The organism is Microbacterium lacus, assembly GCF_039531105.1.
GTDB classification, from domain to species: Bacteria; Actinomycetota; Actinomycetes; order Actinomycetales; family Microbacteriaceae; genus Microbacterium; species Microbacterium lacus.
The window spans coordinates 1430438-1446099 of the sequence record NZ_BAAAPK010000001.1 but is presented as its reverse complement, the minus strand read 5'-3'; the positions used below and the strand labels follow the sequence as shown (position 1 = coordinate 1446099).

Below are 15662 nucleotides of genomic sequence, written 5' to 3'. Positions count from 1 at the left end.
CGCGACTACGCTCGGGGGATGCCCACGTTCACCGCGACCCCCGTCGACGACCCCGCCGCCCGCGACCTGCTGGCGGAGTACTTCGCGATGCGGGTGTCGACGTTCCCCGGACACACCTACACGACCGTCTTCCCGGATCGTCCGGTGTTCGAGCCGCCGGCCGGGGTGTTCGTCGTCGTCACGGACGACGCGACCGAGGACACCGAGGCCCACCCCGTCGGCTGCGGCGGCATCCGACGCGTGGACGAGGGCCCGCTCGGCGTGCGGTACGAGGTGAAGCACCTCTACCTGCGCCCGGAGACGCGTGGTCGCGGGTGGGGGCGACTCCTCATGGAGGACCTCGAGCAGCGCGCGATCTCCCTCGGCGCGCGCGAGCTGGTCCTGGACACCCACCACACCCTCGAGGCCGCCGGGCGCCTGTACGAGACGGCCGGCTTCACCGCGATCGATCCGTACAACGACAACCCGAACGCCACGCGGTGGTACGGCAAGCCCCTCGCCGGCGGCTAGACCGGGTACACCTCGGGGAGACCGGTGCGCAGCTCGACCGGAAGGTGCGCGAGGTCGTTGTGCGAGAGCAGCGTCCACGGGCGCCCCTGCTTCTGGGCGATGACGCTCAGCCCGCAGTGCGCCTGGTTCAACGTCATCCAGCGCCAGTCCGGAGCCTGCAGCACCTCACGCACGAACCAGCCGATCACGAAGTTGTGGGTGATCAGCAGCTCGTGGACCTCGCCGCTGCGGCGGGCGAGGTACTCGCTGGACGCATCGGCCATCTGTGCGCGCCCGGCTTCGATCTCGGCTTCGGTGACGGCGCCGAAGAACGGCTCGAACACGCTCGGCGTCTCCTCGGTCATCCCGGTGGGCACGCAGTCGAACAGCAGCGCGGACGGCTTCGGCGACAGCGACGGCATCCGCTCGGCGACCGCCCGCGCGGTCTGGCTGGCCCGCTCGAGCGGCGAGTGCCACACGGCGTCGAAGGGGACGCCGGACAGGCGATCCGCGAGCAGGGCGGCCTGGCGACGACCGCGCGGCGACAGGGGTCCGTCGACGAGTCCGTGCTCGGCGTCCTGGTGTTCGCCGTGCCGCACGAGATAGATGTAGTGCGTCACACTGCTCACTTCGTCGGGGGATTCGCGTGCCCGTGGGCACTCTTCCAGCCTATGTCACGCCTCGGACGCGGACCCGGTCACACGGAGGCGCGGGCGATCTCGGCAAGGTGGCTGCGGCTCAGCCGCACGCCGACGCCCTGCACGAGTTCCTCCACCTGCGCGGCGGCATACGCGTTGACGATCGGCGCCGTCACGAGACGCTGCGCGAGCAGCCACGCCACCGCGACCGCCGCATCGGGCACTCCGAGATCGGTGCCGACGGAGTCGAGCGCACGCAGGGTCCGGCTGCCGCGACGGTTGATGTTCGCGGCGATCTGCGCGCCGCGAACGGACAGGCCGCCGCGCAGGCGCGTGCGGTGACGACCCGCGAGGAAGCCGTGCTCGAGCGCATGCGACGGCGTGACCGCCATCCCCTGCGCACCCGCGACCAGACGCAGGTCCGCGTCGAACTCGTGGCGACGCAGGACGTTGAACGGCACGTCGAGGACCGTGATGCGCGGGTAGCCGGCTGAGACGTAGATGCGCGCCTCGACGAGCTGGGCGGCCGTGAACCCGGCGGCGCCCAGAGCGCGGGCTTTGCCGGAGTCGACCAGCCACTCGGCGGTCGCGAGCGTCTCCTCGAGCTCGGTCGCCGTGCCGGTAGCGGCATCGAGATACAGCACGTCGATGCGATCGGTCCGCAGCCGGGTGAGGGACGCCTCCACGGCACGGACGAGGTTCACGGGTCCGAGACCCGGGTTGTCGGGGTGACCGCCGACCTTGACCGCGAGGGTGATGTCCTCGCGGAGTCCCCGTGAGTGCAGCCACTGCCCGATGATGTGCTCGCTGCGCCCTGCCGAGAAGCTGTCCGCCGTGTGGAGCATGTTGCCACCGCGCTCGAGGAAGGCGTCGATGATCTCGTGACTGGTCTCCAGGTCGACGTTCCACCCGAACTCCGCACCGCCGAGGATCAGCGGGAAGACGTCGGCGTCGGTCTCGCCGAGCTTCACACGGACGGACTGCCCGACGGGCGGGCCCTGGACCGGGATCGGCGCAGACGGATGCACGCCGCCCGGCGCGGGCAGCAGGGGCGGGCTCTCCGAGGAGACCGCGGAGCCGATTCCGGTTCCTGTCATGGTCCCACCCCCTCACGAACACCCGGACGGAGCCTTCGTGACTGCGAAGTTCTGCACGCCCCCCGACGCTTAGTTCCGAGGGTAGGCCGTTCATCTGCGGCACCCGGGCATTCCGGCATCCGGTCGGTAAATATTGGATAACGCTTGCGTCACGAGCCGCTATGATGCAGCCCGCTGTCCACCATTCGGGGGACAGGAACGGCGATGCCCGCCCCTGCGGACAGGGACGGGCATCGCACGGACAGGATCAGCCTTCGGCGGGAGCCTCCGGGCCGGCGCTCGCCGCGGCGCGCCCCTCCTGGTCGGCGGCCTCTTCGAGGACCGGCTCGAGCGAGAGCTTGCCGCGGTCGTCGATCTTCGTGATCTTCACGAGGATCTTCTGACCCACGCCCAGCACGTCCTCGACGTTCTCGACACGCTTGCCACCGGCGAGCTTGCGGACCTCGCTGATGTGCAGCAGTCCGTCCTTGCCGGGCAGCAGCGAGACGAACGCGCCGAACGCGGCGATCTTGACGACGGTTCCGAGGAACTGCTCGCCGACCTCCGGGTTCGTCGGGTTCGCGATCGCGTTGACCTGGGCACGGGCGGCTTCGGCCGAGGGGCCGTCGGTCGCGCCGATGTAGACGGTGCCGTCCTCCTCGATGGAGATCTGCGCGCCGGTCTCGTCCTGGATCGCGTTGATCGTCTTGCCCTTGGGGCCGATGAGCTCACCGATCTTGTCGACGGGGATCTGCACGCTGATCACGCGCGGAGCCGTCGGCGCCATCTCGTCCGGGGCGTCGATCGCGGCGTTCAGCACACCGAGGATCGTCAGGCGAGCCTCGTGCGCCTGCTGCAGCGCGGCGGTCAGCACCGACGACGGGATGCCGTCGAGCTTCGTGTCGAGCTGGATCGCGGTGACGAACTCGCTCGTCCCGGCGACCTTGAAGTCCATGTCGCCGAGCGCGTCCTCGGCGCCGAGGATGTCGGTCAGCGCCGCGTAGCGGGTCTGACCGTCGACCTGGTCGGAGACGAGCCCCATCGCGATACCGGCGACGGGCGCGCGCAGCGGCACACCCGCGTTCAGCAGTGACAGGGTCGAGGCGCACACCGAGCCCATGGACGTCGAGCCGTTGGAACCGAGGGCCTCGGAGACCTGACGGATCGCGTACGGGAACTCCTCGCGGCTGGGCAGCACCGGCACGAGCGCGCGCTCGGCCAGGAAGCCGTGCCCGATCTCGCGACGCTTCGGGCTGCCCACGCGGCCGGTCTCACCGGTCGAATACGGCGGGAAGTTGTAGTGGTGCATGTAGCGCTTGTGCGTGACGGGCGACAGCGAGTCGATCTGCTGCTCCATCTTGAGCATGTTCAGCGTCGTGACACCCAGGATCTGGGTCTCACCGCGCTGGAAGATCGCCGAACCGTGCACGCGCGGGATGACCTGGACCTCGGCATCCAGCGGACGGATGTCGGCGAGGCCGCGTCCATCGATGCGCACGCCCTCGGTGAGGATGCGACCGCGAACGATCAGCTTCGTCACCGACTTGTAGGCGGCCGAGAACTCCAGCGTCGCGACGGCGGGAAGCTCCCCCGCCTCGACGGCGGCGAGCAGCTGCGCCTTGACGTCGTCCTTGATCGCGTCATCCGCGTTCTGACGCTCCTGCTTGTCGGCGATCTGGTACACCGGCACCAGACGGTCGTAGGCGCGGCCGGCGACGAAGTCGTAGACCTCCTGGCTGTACGCCGGGAACACCGGGTACGGCTGGATCTCCTTCGCCGCGGTGTTCGCCACGACGTTCTGCGCCGCGACGAGCTCCTTGATGAAGGGCTTGGCGGCCTCGAGGCCCTCGGCGACGACCTGCTCGTTCGGCTTGACGGCGCCGCCCTTGATCAGGTTCCACGAACCCTCGGTGGCCTCGGCCTCGACCATCATGATCGCGACGTCGTCGTTCCCGTCCGCGTCCGTGATGACGCGACCGGCGACGATGAGGTCGAACACGGCCTCCTCGAGCTGGGTGACGGTCGGGAACGCGATCCACTGGTCCGCGTGCTCGCCGTGACCGGGGATGAGCGCGAGGCGGACACCGGCGATCGGGCCCGAGAACGGCAGACCCGAGATCTGGGTCGACAGCGAGGCCGCGTTGATCGCGAGGGCGTCGTAGAACTCCCCGGGAGCGATCGAGAGCACGGTGACGACGATCTGCACCTCGTTGCGGAGGCCGTCGACGAACGACGGACGCAGCGGGCGGTCGATCAGGCGGCAGACCAGGATCGCCTCGGTGGAGGGGCGACCCTCGCGACGGAAGAACGAACCGGGGATCTTGCCGGCCGCGTACGAACGCTCTTCGACGTCCACCGTGAGGGGGAAGAAGTCGAAGCCCTCGCGGGGGTGCTTGCCGGCGCTCGTGGCCGACAGGAGCATCGTCTCCTCGTCGAGGTACGCGGCGACAGCGCCCTGCGCCTGCTGGGCGAGGCGTCCGGTTTCGAACCGGACGGTGCGGGTGCCGAAGCGGCCGTTGTCGAGAACGGCTTCAGCGGCGGTGATTTCAGGACCTTCCAAAAGGTCACTCCTTCTTTGTTTTAGCTCGCGCGCGCGATTCGCGCGCGAGCGTGTGCGAAGGAGCAGGAACAGGCAGATCTCGGCGCGCGGCATCTACCGCGGATCGCGCCAGCACTGGTCACCAGTAGAAACCCACCCGGCGTGCACACGACGGGGAGACCACCACAGGGGACCAGCTAGCTGCCGGCCTGCTCCGTGAGCTCATGTTGAATTGAGCGGATGCCGCAAGGGCAACCTCACCGATCCTACCAGGGCGTCCCCCACCGGCTTCCATCGGTGGCGCCCGCCACACCGCCCGCTTAGGGTGAAGGCATGAGCACCGAGGACAAGCCCGCCGGCGCGGCATCCGATGAGATGAAGCGCAAGTTCAAGGAAGCACTCGAGAAGAAGAACGCCCAGCACCGCGAGGGCGAGTCCCACCTCGACGGCGACTCGGCCGTCCACGGCACCCACGGCGCCGTGACCAAGCGCGAGTTCCGTCGCAAGAGCGGCTGATCTTCTCCGGCTTCCCCGATCGCACGGACGAAGGGCCCTCCCGTTCGGGAGGGCCCTTCGTCCGTGTCAGCTCAGCGACTCAGCGCCGACTCGCGCTCGCGGGCCCGCTGCTCCTTGGCCTCCGCTTCAGCGACCGCCGCCTCTTCGAGTCCCTGGACTCCGACCGCGTCCGGCGCCTGCGACATGCCGTCGTGGTCGTCACCCGAGAGCGTCGTCTCGTCGAACGGCCGCTCGCCGCGCAGAACGCTCCGCACCCGGTGCTTGTCGATCTCCTTCGTCCAGGTTCCGATCAGAACCGTGGCGACCGCGTTGCCGGTGAAGTTCGTCAGCGCACGCCCCTCGGACATGAAGCGGTCGATGCCGACGATCACACCGACGCCGTCCACGAGGTCGGGGCGGTAGGCCTGCAGGCCGCCGGCGAGCGTGGCCAGGCCCGCACCGGTGACTCCCGCGGCGCCCTTCGAGGCGATCACCATGAACAGCAGCAGACCGATCTGCTCGGGGATCGACATCGGCATCCCCATCCCCGTCGCGATGAACATCGTCGCCATCGTGAGGTAGATCGCGGTGCCGTCGAGGTTGAACGAGTAGCCCGTGGGGACGGTGATGCCCACGACGGGCTTGGCGACACCGAGGTGCTCCATCTTCGCGATCAGTCGCGGAAGGGCCGACTCGGAGGAGGAGGTGCCGACGATCAGGAGGTACTCGCGGGCCAGGTACTTCATGAGGCTGAAGATGTTCACGCGCGCCACCGAGTACAGCAGTGTCCCGAGGATGCCGAAGACGAACACCGCGCACGTGATGTAGAACGCGATCATGAGCACACCGAGGCTGACGATGGCGGCGAAGCCGGTCTTGCCCACGACCGCGGCGATCGCACCGAACGCGCCGAGGGGAGCGAGCCACAGGATCATCCCGAGGATCCGGAAGACGAGCGCCTGCAGGTTCTTCACGGCCGTCATGATCGGCTCGCCCTTGGGTCCCATCTTCTGCAGCGCGAAGCCGACGAGGAGGGCGATGAACAGCACCTGGAGCACACTCTCGCCCGTGAAGGCGGAGAAGAAGGTCGTGGGGATGATCCCGAGCAGGAACTCCTGCGTCGTCTTGGGCTCGAGCGTGGACGTGTCATACGTCGAGCTCGACATGTCCAGACCCTCACCCGGGTGGATGAGGTTGCCGACGAACAGGCCGATCGCGAGCGCGAACGTCGTCATGATCATGAAGTACAGCAGCGCGAGCCCGCCGATCTTGCCGACGGTCGCGGCCTTCGCGATCGAGCCGATCCCGACGACGATCGTGCAGAAGATGATCGGGGCGATCATCATCTTGATGAGCGCGACGAAGCCCTTGCCGATCGGCTCGAGTGCGATGCCGACCTCCGGCCAGATGAGACCGATCGTGGCGCCGAGGACCACGGCGATGATCACCGAGATGTACAGCCAGGTATGCCGGTCCCACGACGTCTTCCCTCGGCGCCAGTTGTAGCCGGGCAGCTTGAACGATTGCGTTCTGGGGATCTGAAGAGCCATCTTCGCCTCCGAGGGAGTAGAAACTTCGTTGTCTATCGGCTGCCGGTCCGGCATCCGTCCTGCGAGTACTCTGAGCGACGGATGCCGCCACCCGGCAGTTGTGGTCGTATTGGTCGCGGCACGATCACCCGAGGAGGGGCATGGCCGGCAAAGCGGGAGCGAGCGCGGCGTCGCGGGTGTTCCTGGCCTTCCTGGGCGCGGTCGTGGTGATCACAGGTCTTCTGGTCGCGCTGCTGGCCCTCCAGGCACAGACGACGCAGCGCGCGCAGGCCGAAGCTGTGACCCTCGCCGTCGCCCGCACGATCGCCGAGATGCCCGAGGTCGCCGCGGCGGTGACCGGCGGCACGGATGCGGCGGCGACGGCGGAGCTGCAGCCGGTCGCCGAGGAGATCATGGCGCGGACGCCGATCGATTTCGTCACGATCATGACCACCGACGGGATCCGCCTCACCCATCGCGATCCCGACGAGATCGGCAAGCCCTATCTCGGCACGATCGAGCCGGCGCTGCAGGGACGGGAGCTCACCGAGGAGGCAACCGGGACGCTCGGCCCCTCCGTGCGCTCGGTCGTGCCGGTGATGCAGGACGGCGGGGTCGTCGCGCTCGTCTCGGCCGGCATCACGCTGGGCAGCCTCGGCAGCGGAGTGCTGCGCCAGGTTCCGTTCGTGGTCGCCGTGGCCGCCGCGCTCGCCGCCATCGGGCTGGCGGCGGCGTGGTTCGCGGGGCGCCTCACGCGCCGCATCGCCGGCGACCTGCCGGCCAGCGCCGTGCGCGACGCGGTGTCCTCGTACGAATCCGTGCGCACCCTCGGCGAGGCGCTGCGGGCGCAGACGCACGAGCACGGGAATCGCATGCACACCGCCGTGGCGCTGCTCGAACTCGGGCGCACGGAGGAGGCGATCGGCATCCTCACCGAGACCTCACGGCAGTCGCAGGAGCTCGTGGACCAAGTAGCCGCCCGCCGGGACGGCGACCCGACCGTGGGCGCTCTGCTGCTGGGCAAGGCGCCGCAGGCGCGGGAGCGGGGCGTGGAGTGGTCGGCCGACATCGACCCGGCGGCTCCGCGCAGCACGCTCAGCCCGGTCGACGCCGTCTCGGTCGTCGGCAACCTGATCGACAACGCCCTGGACGCCGCGGCGACGGGACCCGAGCCGCGCTGGGTCCGGGTGGCCTTCTCCCCCGCGCCGGGCGGCGCACTGTCGATCGCGGTGTCGGACTCGGGTGGAGGCGTGCCGCCCGAGCTCGGCGAGCGCATCTTCGAGCACGGGTTCAGCACGAAGCCCGCGGGACCCCAGGGCAGGGGTGTGGGGCTCGCGCTCGTGCGCTCGATCGTCGAGGAGGCGGGCGGCGCGGTCGACGTCTCCGCCGACCCGACGACCTTCACCGTGATCCTTCCGGGGAGGAACGCATGATCACCGTGCTCCTGGTGGACGACGACGCGCTGACCCTCGAACTGCACCGGACCTACCTGAGCCGTCTGGAGGGCTTCACGGTGGTCGCGGAGTGCACGGGAGCCCGCGCCGCGGTCACCGCGATCCTGGAGCGTCCGCCCGCGGAGGGGATCGATCTGGTCCTGCTGGACATGACGATGCCCGATGGCACGGGTCTGGACGTGCTCCGGCATGTCCGAGCCCGCGCTGCCGATGTGGACGTCATCGCCGTCACCGGCGTCCGCGACGCCGACGTGGTCCGCCAGATGGTCGGGCTCGGCGTGGCGCAGTACCTCGTCAAGCCGTTTCCGTTCGCCGTGTTCCGCGAACGCCTCGAGCAATACCGGGCGTACCGCGAGCGCTCACGCGAGGCATCCGGGCCCGCAACCCAGTCCGAGATCGATGCGATGCTCGGTGCGCTGCGCCCCGCGCCCGTCTCCTCCGTGCCGAAGGGGCTGTCGACCGAGTCTCTCGAGCGCGTCAGCGCTCACGTGCGCAGCCACGGTCCGGTCTCGGCGTCCGAGGCGGCGGCGGCGCTCGGCATGTCCCGCGTGTCGGCGCGGCGCTATCTCGAGCACCTCGCCGACAGCGGCCGTGTGTCGCGCGCGCCGCGCTACGGCGCGCCGGGCCGGCCCGAGACCGAATATCGCTGGCAGGCCTGAGGGCTCAGTCTGCGCGCACCGACTGCGGGCGCAGATGTCCGGGCCCGTCGATCCGAACGTAGGTCTGGTGCTTGGACGAGCGTCCGTCGCCTGCACGGCGACCGCAGACGCGGCGCCACACCCATGGGAGCGCGTCGTGCAGCAGCCACGCGGCACCGGTCGCGTCCGGGTCGTCATCGGCATGCAGGGAGGTCTCCAGAACCTCGAGTTCACGCGAATCCGGAACACCCAGCAGACCCGCGGCGCAGTAGGCCATGTGCCGATGCCCTGCCGAACGCAGATGGACGCGGTCCGACGCCCACATCGCCGGCTCGGTCAGGAGCGGGTGCGCGTCCAGGTCCAGGAGCAGCGCACCGGTCTGCTCCGCCACGAGGCGCAGGTGCGACGCGTACGCGGCGAAGCGAGCGGCGAACAGCTTCGCCGCACGTCGGCGGGGCAGCACCGGGGTGACCAGCAGCACATCAGCCCCGGCCGCGCGCAATGCTCGCACAGCGCTGCCGACGGCTTCGGCGAGCGCCTTCGCGTCCGGTCGCCTGCCGACGAGGTCGTTCGCCCCGATGAAGATCGAAACCAGATCCGGGCGAAGCGCCAGCGCCCTGGGCACTTGGTCCGTCACGAGGTCCGACACGCGCGTGCTCCGCACGGCCAGATTCGCGTAGCGGAACGGATGCCGCCCGGCGCTGCCGGCGTGCGCGAGCAGCTGCGCGAGCCGATCCGCCCACCCGCGGCACTGACCGGCGGGCATGCGCGATGTGTCGCCCAGTCCCTCGGTGAGCGAATCGCCCAGCGCGACGTAGCGGCTCCACCGCGGAAGCTCCTGTCTCGGGTGGGGCGGAGCGGGCATCCGCCTCTCGCCCCGAACGATCAGCGCGTCGTCGAGCGGACGCAGCGCCCGCGCATCGTCGTAGTGCGCGATCAGCTGATCACCCAGCGATGACCAGGTGCGTTCCCGCACGCTCTCCCGGGCGGCAGCCGCGAACGCCGCGCGTTTGGCGGCGTCGCCGGTCAGATCCGCGACCCGTTCCCGGAGATCGCCGAGATCGCCCGGCCGATAGAGCCAGCCGTCGACACTGCTGCGCACGAGGTCGACCGGGCCCCCCGCGCCGGTGGCGACCACCGGGACACCGCTCGCGCGTGCCTCCTGGAGCGTCTGTCCGAACGTCTCGCTCTGGCCGGGATGGACGAACACGTCGAAACTCGCGAGCGCTTCGGCCAGCGCGATGCCCTCGAGGTGGCCCGTGAACACGGCATCCGGGAGAACCTGCTCCAGGTGCGGGCGCGACGGCCCGTCCCCGACGATCACGAGTCGCACCCCTGCCAGGCCTGCGAGCGCTCGGAGATCCTCGACCTGCTTCTCGGGGGCCAGTCGCCCCACATAGCCGACGATCGTCCGGCCCGGCGCGACACGCTCGCGCCATGCCGCGCTGCGCCGTCCGGGATGGAAGAGCTCGGCATCCACGCCGCGTCCCCAGCGGCGGATGCGGTCCACGCCCAGCCCTTCCAGTCGAGCGACGGCGGCGGTGCCCGGTGCAAGGGTGAGCGTCGCCCGACGGTGCAGCCGCGCGGTGTGCGCGGAGGCGAACGCGGCTCCGCCGGCGACACCGTACCGCTGCGCATAGGCGATCACGTCGGTCTGGTAGACCGCGACGGACGGCAGTCGCAGCGCGTCGGCGGCCCGGACGCCGTGCCAACCGAGGACGAACGGCGACGCCAGGTGCACGACGTCCGGCGCGAAGTCGCGGAGGATGTCGATCAGGCGAGCGGCGCCGGCCACGACGACCCGCACCTGCGGGTAGGACGGGAGCGGGACCGAGCGCAGCAGCGTCGCCCCGACTGAGCGCGAATCCGTCGGTCCGCCCGCATCCGGCGCGATCACGAGAGTCTCATGGCCCCGGCGCCGGAGATGGGCGAGGACGTGCAGAACGGATCCGGTCACACCGTTCATGTGGGGGAGGAACGACTCGGCGATCAGCGCGACTCTCACTCCTCCAGCGTGAAGGCCGGGAGGCGCCCGCACCTGCGCGATCGCGGCTGATCCCGCAGAGTTCACGTGATCGTCCCGCGCGCGTCGTCGTCGCGTCACCACTGGTCGGCGTGCGTTCAGGGCACCGCCACATGCTGGCCCCACCCCATGGACGATGCACTGACCGCCCTCGCCGGGAGCGCTGCCGCGCTTCCGGGGCTCTTCGTCGTCGTGCTCGCCGATGCGTTCCTGGTGATCATCCCCGGAGAGGTCGCCGTGACGGCGATCGCGGCCCTTTCGGCCTCCACCGGGCAACCGTGGCTGATCGCGGTGATCGGCGTCGCCGCCGCGGCCGCGCTGAGCGGCGACCTCGCCTGCTACGCGATCGGCCGCCGCGCCGGGCTCGAGCGCTGGCGATGGATGCGGCATCCGCGAGCGGTCCGCGCCTTCTCCTGGGCAGGGAGGCGACTCGCGCAGCGATCGGGAGCAGTGCTGTTCACGGCTCGGTTCATCCCGTTCGCCCGTCTGGCGGTGAATCTGACGGCCGGCGCCGTGCGGATGCCGATGAGCCGCTATCTGCCGCTCGCGGCGGGCGCCGCCGCCTTGTGGGCGCTCTACCAGGCGGTCATCGGCACGGCGATCGCGCGTGTGCTGCCCGGTCCCCCAGCGGTGGCCGTCATCGTCGCTGTCGCCTCCGCACTCGTGCTGGGCGCCGGAGTCGACCTGCTCGTCTCGCGCACCGAGCGACTGGGGCGGTGGCAGGCTGGACGAATGGATGCCGCCACGCTCGCCTCCGTCGGATACGACTCCGCGTTCCTCGGCGTGCCGGTGAGCCTCCCGCGGGCAGCGGCCGGTCGTCCCTTGACGCGGCTGGACTACCCGCGCTTCACCGTGCTCCTGGACCCGGACCGCAGGCTCGCCGCGGCGACCGCCGTCAACATCGACGGCGCGACGCTGCAGGATCTCCCCCGCACGGGCGAGTGGAAACTGGACCCGCGCGTGCCGGCGGCAGAGCAGACGGGGCCGGCGGTGTACGCCGACAACGACTTCGACCGCGGTCATCTGGTGCGCCGCCGGGATCCCGGGTGGGGAACCGTCGCCGAGGCCCGTGCGGCGACCGAGGCGACGTTCGTCTACACGAACGCCGCCCCTCAGGCATCCGCGTTCAACCAGTCGAAGGATCTGTGGGTCGGGCTGGAGGACCACGTGCTGGAGTTCGCCGATGCGACCGATCAGCGGGTGTCGGTCCTGACCGGGCCGGTGCTCGAGGAGGACGATCCGCCGTATCGCGGCATCCGGATCCCGCGTCGGTTCTGGAAGATCGCCGCGTGGACCGAGACCGATCGCGGGGGCAGCCCCACGCTCGCTGCGGCCGGATTCGTCCTGGATCAGACCGCGTTGATCGATCTCACCGCGGACGCCCTCACCCGGCTGGGGGCGTTCCGAACGTTCCAGGTGCCGGTCCTCGACATCGCGACCCTCACCGCGCTCGACGTCGGACCGCTGGCCGCCGCGGACGTGATGCGCATCGGCCCTGCCAGACAGAGCGCATGGATCGAGCTGAGCCGGCCCTCCGACATCCGCCTCTAGGCGCTCCGGATGGGGTAGGGCTTGTCGGCGCTGCGATTCTGGAACTCGAGGATCGCGGGGTTGCGCACCTCGCCGTCGCTGACTTCGATCGCCCGCGTGATCGTCTCATCGGCCGACCAGGCCGCCGGTCCTCCCATGACGATCGGCAAGAAGCTCAGGAGCGCTTCGCTGATCTCCCAGCTCGCGGAGTTCCACAGGTATGAGGGGCTGTGGTCGACCGCGTAGTAGTTGATGGTCCGGCCCACCGTGAACATCGGATCGGCGAAGCTCGTGGGCCGCGCCCACTCGAAGCCCATCCCCTCGTCGCACGAGACGTCCACGATCAGGCTGCCCGGGCGGAACGCCGCGAGGTCCGCGGTCTTCAGATACAGCAGCGGGCGGTTCGGATCCTGCAGCGTGCAGTTCACGACGATGTCGCTCTCGGCGAGGAACGGGGCCAGCGGCACGCGCCCGTCGTCGGTGATGACCTCGCTCAGGTACGGGCCGTCGTCGTGGTCGAACTGGATCATCTGCGCCGCGTGGATCGGAGCGGCGACGGACGCCGTTCGGCGGTTGGTGAGGACGCGCACGTCGTGCACGCCATGTGCGCGCAGAGCCGTCACGGCTCCCCGCGCGGTCGCACCGAAGCCGATGACGACCGCGGTCAGCCGGCGCCCGTAGTCTCCGGTCGAGCCGCACAGCTGGAGCGCGTGCAGCACGGAGCAGTATCCGGCGATCTCGTTGTTGAGGTGGAACACGTGCAGGCCGAACGTGCCGTCGCTGCCCCAGTGGTTCATCGCCTCGAACGCGATCGCGGTCAGCCGCTTGTCGAGCGCGAGCTGGGTCATCACCTCGTCCTGGACGAGATGCGGCCACCCCCACAGCACGTGGCCGTCTCGCATCTCCTCCAGGTCCTCGTGCTGCGGCTTGGGGAGCAGCAGGACGTCGGACGCCGCGAACAGTGCGGTGCGATCCAGGATGCCGCCGACCAGAGGACGCAGCTCGTCATCGGTCACGCCGAAACGGTGGCCGTACCCGGTCTCCAGCAGCACGCTCGGTCGCAGATCATCGGGAATGCGGTCGAGGTGGCCGGGGTGGAGCGGGACCCGTCGCTCGTCGGGTTTGCGCGAGACGCCGACGACCCCCAGAACCAGCGGTGCAGAAGCGGTCATGATCGTCTTCTTCCCTCAGCGGGGGCCGAACCGACTCCGTGCTCCCGACGGTACCAGCAGGGTGCCTGTCCCGCCGTGGTTCCGCACGCGGACGAGCCGAGGGCGGGGACGACGTGCGTCGTCCCCGCCCCGAGCGCGGTCACTCCCCCGCGAGGCCGCCCAGCAGGTGACCGAACGAGCGGCCCTCACCGAGATAGTTCGCCGGGTCGAACGGATCGGCCTCGGTCGTGGGCGTCCGGCGCGCGATGGCCTCGGCGAGCTCGCGCGCGCCGCGGTCGACGCGCTCACCGAGCGGGGCGACCTGGTCGCCGGAGGCGCCCCAATCGCTGGAGGCCGCGAACACTCCGGTGGACACGGGCTCGGCGTGCAGGTACGTGAACAGAGGGCGGATCGCGTAGTCGATCGCGAGCGAGTGCCGCGCCGTCCCCGCGTTGGCGCCGATCAGCACCGGCTTGCCGGTCAGGGCGTTCGGGTCGAGCACGTCGATGAAGGACTTGAACAGCCCCGAGTAGCTCGTCGAGAAGATCGGGGTCACCGCGATCACGGCATCCGCCGACACGACGGTGTTGATCATGCTCTCCAGCGCCGCCGGGGCGAAGCCGGTGAGCAGGTTGTTCGTGATGTCGTGCGCGTAATCACGCAGCTCGAACACGTCGACCTCCGCCTCGATGCCGTCGCCGATCTCACTCAGCGCCCGCAGGGTCGCGTTCGCCAGGCGATCGGCGAGCAATCGCGTCGACGAAGGATTGGACAGCCCCGCCGAGATGACGGCGATGCGTCGCGTGGTCATCTCAGGCACCCTTCCGCATCGCGGCGGCACCGAAGGACGAGCCCGCGGCAGAGACGGTCTCACGGTACGGCGAGCCACCGGTGAGGTTGTCGCCGCGGTTCGCGTTCGGGACCTTCTCCACCGGCCCCCGCTCGCCGTACTTCGCCGCGACGAGGGCGGCGTGGGTGGGCGCGTCGGGAACCTCGGCCGGACGGTTCTTCGCGAGCTCCTTGCGCAGGACCGGCACGACCTCCCCGCCCAGGATGTCGAGCTGCTCGAGCACGGTCTTGACCGGAAGCCCGGCGTGGTCCATCAGGAAGAGCTGGCGCTGGTAGTCGCCGAAGATGTCGCGCATCCCGGCGTACCGGTCGATCACCTGCTGCGGCGAGCCCACCGTGAGCGGCGTCATCTCGGTGAAGTCCTCCATCGAGGGACCGTGGCCGTAGACGGGCGCGTTGTCGAAGTAGGGACGGAACTCGCGGACGGCGTCCTGGCTGTTGGACCGCATGAACACCTGTCCACCCAGGCCCACGATCGCCTGCTCGGGCGTGCCGTGGCCGTAGTGCGCGAAGCGCTGGCGGTACAGCGTGATGAGCCGCTGGTAGTGCTCCGACGGCCAGAAGATGTTGTTCGCGAAGAAGCCGTCGCCGTAATAGGCGGCCTGCTCCGCGATCTCAGGCGTGCGGATCGAGCCGTGCCACACGAACGGGGGCACGTCATCGAGCGGCCGCGGGGTGGAGGTGAATCCCTGCAGCGGCGTGCGGAACTTGCCCTCCCAGTCCACGACGTCCTCGCGCCACAGCTTGTGCAGCAGCGCGTAGTTCTCGACCGCGAGCGGGAGCCCCTGACGAATGTCCTGTCCGAACCATGGGTACACCGGACCGGTGTTGCCGCGTCCCAGGATCAGATCGTTGCGACCGCCGGACACGTGCTGGAGCATCGCGTAGTCCTCGGCGATCTTCACCGGGTCGTTCGTGGTGATCAGCGTCGTCGAGGTCGAGAGGATCAGTCGCTCGGTCTGGGCCGCGATGTAGGCGAGGGTCGTCGTGGGCGAGGACGACCAGAACGGGGGGTTGTGGTGCTCACCCAGGGCGAAGACGTCGAGTCCGACCTCCTCCGCGTGCTTGGCGACCGTGATCGTGTTGCGGATCTTCTCCGCCTCACTCGGCGTCCGGCCGGTCGTCGGGTCTTCCGTGATGTCGCTCACGGTGAAGATGCCGAACTGCATCTGGGGTGTGGTGTCGTTCACGATCGCTCTCCGGTTCAGGATGCCGGTGGCATCCGTTTCTATTCAGATGAATGTATTCGGT

General features: G+C 69.8%; 13 protein-coding genes. 5 read left to right on the top strand and 8 right to left on the bottom strand.

The window, feature by feature from the left end:
• The first annotated feature begins 18 nt into the window (after positions 1-18).
• Positions 19-510 carry a GNAT family N-acetyltransferase gene (locus tag ABD197_RS06730; protein WP_344052873.1) on the top strand — a complete coding sequence of 164 codons (492 nt, stop codon included), beginning with the start codon at positions 19-21 and terminating at the stop codon, positions 508-510.
• Here the strand turns inward: ABD197_RS06730 and ABD197_RS06725 are convergent.
• From ABD197_RS06725 to ABD197_RS06715, 3 genes are all read right to left on the bottom strand, one after another.
• Positions 507-1109, bottom strand: coding sequence for a histidine phosphatase family protein (locus ABD197_RS06725; RefSeq protein ID WP_344052871.1), 603 nt, complete (start codon positions 1107-1109; stop codon positions 507-509). The genes ABD197_RS06730 and ABD197_RS06725 overlap by 4 nt on opposite strands.
• A 77-nt stretch (positions 1110-1186) precedes the next feature.
• Positions 1187-2224 carry an aldo/keto reductase gene (locus ABD197_RS06720; protein ID WP_344052869.1) on the bottom strand — a complete coding sequence of 346 codons (1038 nt, stop codon included), beginning with the start codon at positions 2222-2224 and terminating at the stop codon, positions 1187-1189.
• A gap of 247 nt (positions 2225-2471) precedes the next feature.
• The gene (locus ABD197_RS06715; RefSeq protein WP_344052867.1) at positions 2472-4763 is read right to left on the bottom strand and encodes a polyribonucleotide nucleotidyltransferase; all 2292 of its coding nucleotides are present in this window, start codon (positions 4761-4763) and stop codon (positions 2472-2474) included.
• Between the two features lie 312 nt (positions 4764-5075).
• Here ABD197_RS06715 and ABD197_RS06710 point away from each other — a divergent pair, with 312 nt between their 5' ends.
• The gene (locus ABD197_RS06710) at positions 5076-5258 is read left to right on the top strand and encodes a DUF5302 domain-containing protein (protein ID WP_344052865.1); all 183 of its coding nucleotides are present in this window, start codon (positions 5076-5078) and stop codon (positions 5256-5258) included.
• A gap of 71 nt (positions 5259-5329) precedes the next feature.
• Here ABD197_RS06710 and ABD197_RS06705 read toward each other — a convergent pair whose 3' ends face one another.
• Entirely contained in the window at positions 5330-6787 is a 1458-nt protein-coding gene (locus tag ABD197_RS06705) for a cation:dicarboxylate symporter family transporter (RefSeq protein ID WP_344052863.1), read from the bottom strand.
• 140 nt (positions 6788-6927) lie between these two features.
• Between ABD197_RS06705 and ABD197_RS06700 the strand changes: the two genes are divergently transcribed.
• Together ABD197_RS06700 and ABD197_RS06695 are read left to right on the top strand one after the other, a co-directional pair.
• A complete protein-coding gene (locus ABD197_RS06700; protein ID WP_344052861.1) occupies positions 6928-8199 on the top strand; it encodes a sensor histidine kinase in 1272 nt (423 codons plus the stop codon).
• On the top strand, positions 8196-8879 hold the full coding sequence (locus tag ABD197_RS06695) for a response regulator (RefSeq protein ID WP_344052859.1): 684 nt from the start codon (positions 8196-8198) through the stop codon (positions 8877-8879). The genes ABD197_RS06700 and ABD197_RS06695 overlap by 4 nt, the downstream gene beginning before the upstream one ends.
• Positions 8880-8883: 4 nt before the next feature.
• Here ABD197_RS06695 and ABD197_RS06690 read toward each other — a convergent pair whose 3' ends face one another.
• On the bottom strand, positions 8884-10863 hold the full coding sequence (locus ABD197_RS06690) for a GDSL-type esterase/lipase family protein (protein ID WP_344052857.1): 1980 nt from the start codon (positions 10861-10863) through the stop codon (positions 8884-8886).
• Between the two features lie 147 nt (positions 10864-11010).
• On the opposite strand from ABD197_RS06690, the gene ABD197_RS06685 reads away from it, so the two are divergent.
• Positions 11011-12432, top strand: coding sequence for a DNA/RNA non-specific endonuclease (locus ABD197_RS06685; RefSeq protein ID WP_344052855.1), 1422 nt, complete (start codon positions 11011-11013; stop codon positions 12430-12432).
• Here ABD197_RS06685 and ABD197_RS06680 read toward each other — a convergent pair.
• The 3 genes from ABD197_RS06680 to ABD197_RS06670 form a co-directional block, all read right to left on the bottom strand.
• Entirely contained in the window at positions 12429-13583 is a 1155-nt protein-coding gene (locus ABD197_RS06680) for a N(5)-(carboxyethyl)ornithine synthase (protein ID WP_344052853.1), read from the bottom strand. The genes ABD197_RS06685 and ABD197_RS06680 overlap by 4 nt on opposite strands.
• A gap of 139 nt (positions 13584-13722) precedes the next feature.
• A complete protein-coding gene (locus tag ABD197_RS06675) occupies positions 13723-14373 on the bottom strand; it encodes an FMN reductase (RefSeq protein WP_344052850.1) in 651 nt (216 codons plus the stop codon).
• Position 14374: 1 nt separating this feature from the next.
• Positions 14375-15580 carry an LLM class flavin-dependent oxidoreductase gene (locus ABD197_RS06670; RefSeq protein WP_344055809.1) on the bottom strand — a complete coding sequence of 402 codons (1206 nt, stop codon included), beginning with the start codon at positions 15578-15580 and terminating at the stop codon, positions 14375-14377.
• Between the last annotated feature and the right edge of the window lie 82 nt (positions 15581-15662).

What these genes read in the sequence shown, in the direction of transcription:
- ABD197_RS06675 (WP_344052850.1), bottom strand. Translation starts at nt 14,373, where the DNA reads ATGACCACGCGACGCATCGCCGTCATCTCGGCGGGGCTGTCCAATCCT.
- ABD197_RS06705 (WP_344052863.1), bottom strand. Translation starts at nt 6,787, where the DNA reads ATGGCTCTTCAGATCCCCAGAACGCAATCGTTCAAGCTGCCCGGCTAC.
- ABD197_RS06670 (WP_344055809.1), bottom strand. Translation starts at nt 15,580, where the DNA reads ATGCAGTTCGGCATCTTCACCGTGAGCGACATCACGGAAGACCCGACG.
- ABD197_RS06680 (WP_344052853.1), bottom strand. Translation starts at nt 13,583, where the DNA reads ATGACCGCTTCTGCACCGCTGGTTCTGGGGGTCGTCGGCGTCTCGCGC.
- ABD197_RS06700 (WP_344052861.1), top strand. Translation starts at nt 6,928, where the DNA reads ATGGCCGGCAAAGCGGGAGCGAGCGCGGCGTCGCGGGTGTTCCTGGCC.
- ABD197_RS06720 (WP_344052869.1), bottom strand. Translation starts at nt 2,224, where the DNA reads ATGACAGGAACCGGAATCGGCTCCGCGGTCTCCTCGGAGAGCCCGCCC.
- ABD197_RS06695 (WP_344052859.1), top strand. Translation starts at nt 8,196, where the DNA reads ATGATCACCGTGCTCCTGGTGGACGACGACGCGCTGACCCTCGAACTG.
- ABD197_RS06685 (WP_344052855.1), top strand. Translation starts at nt 11,011, where the DNA reads ATGGACGATGCACTGACCGCCCTCGCCGGGAGCGCTGCCGCGCTTCCG.
- ABD197_RS06730 (WP_344052873.1), top strand. Translation starts at nt 19, where the DNA reads ATGCCCACGTTCACCGCGACCCCCGTCGACGACCCCGCCGCCCGCGAC.
- ABD197_RS06710 (WP_344052865.1), top strand. Translation starts at nt 5,076, where the DNA reads ATGAGCACCGAGGACAAGCCCGCCGGCGCGGCATCCGATGAGATGAAG.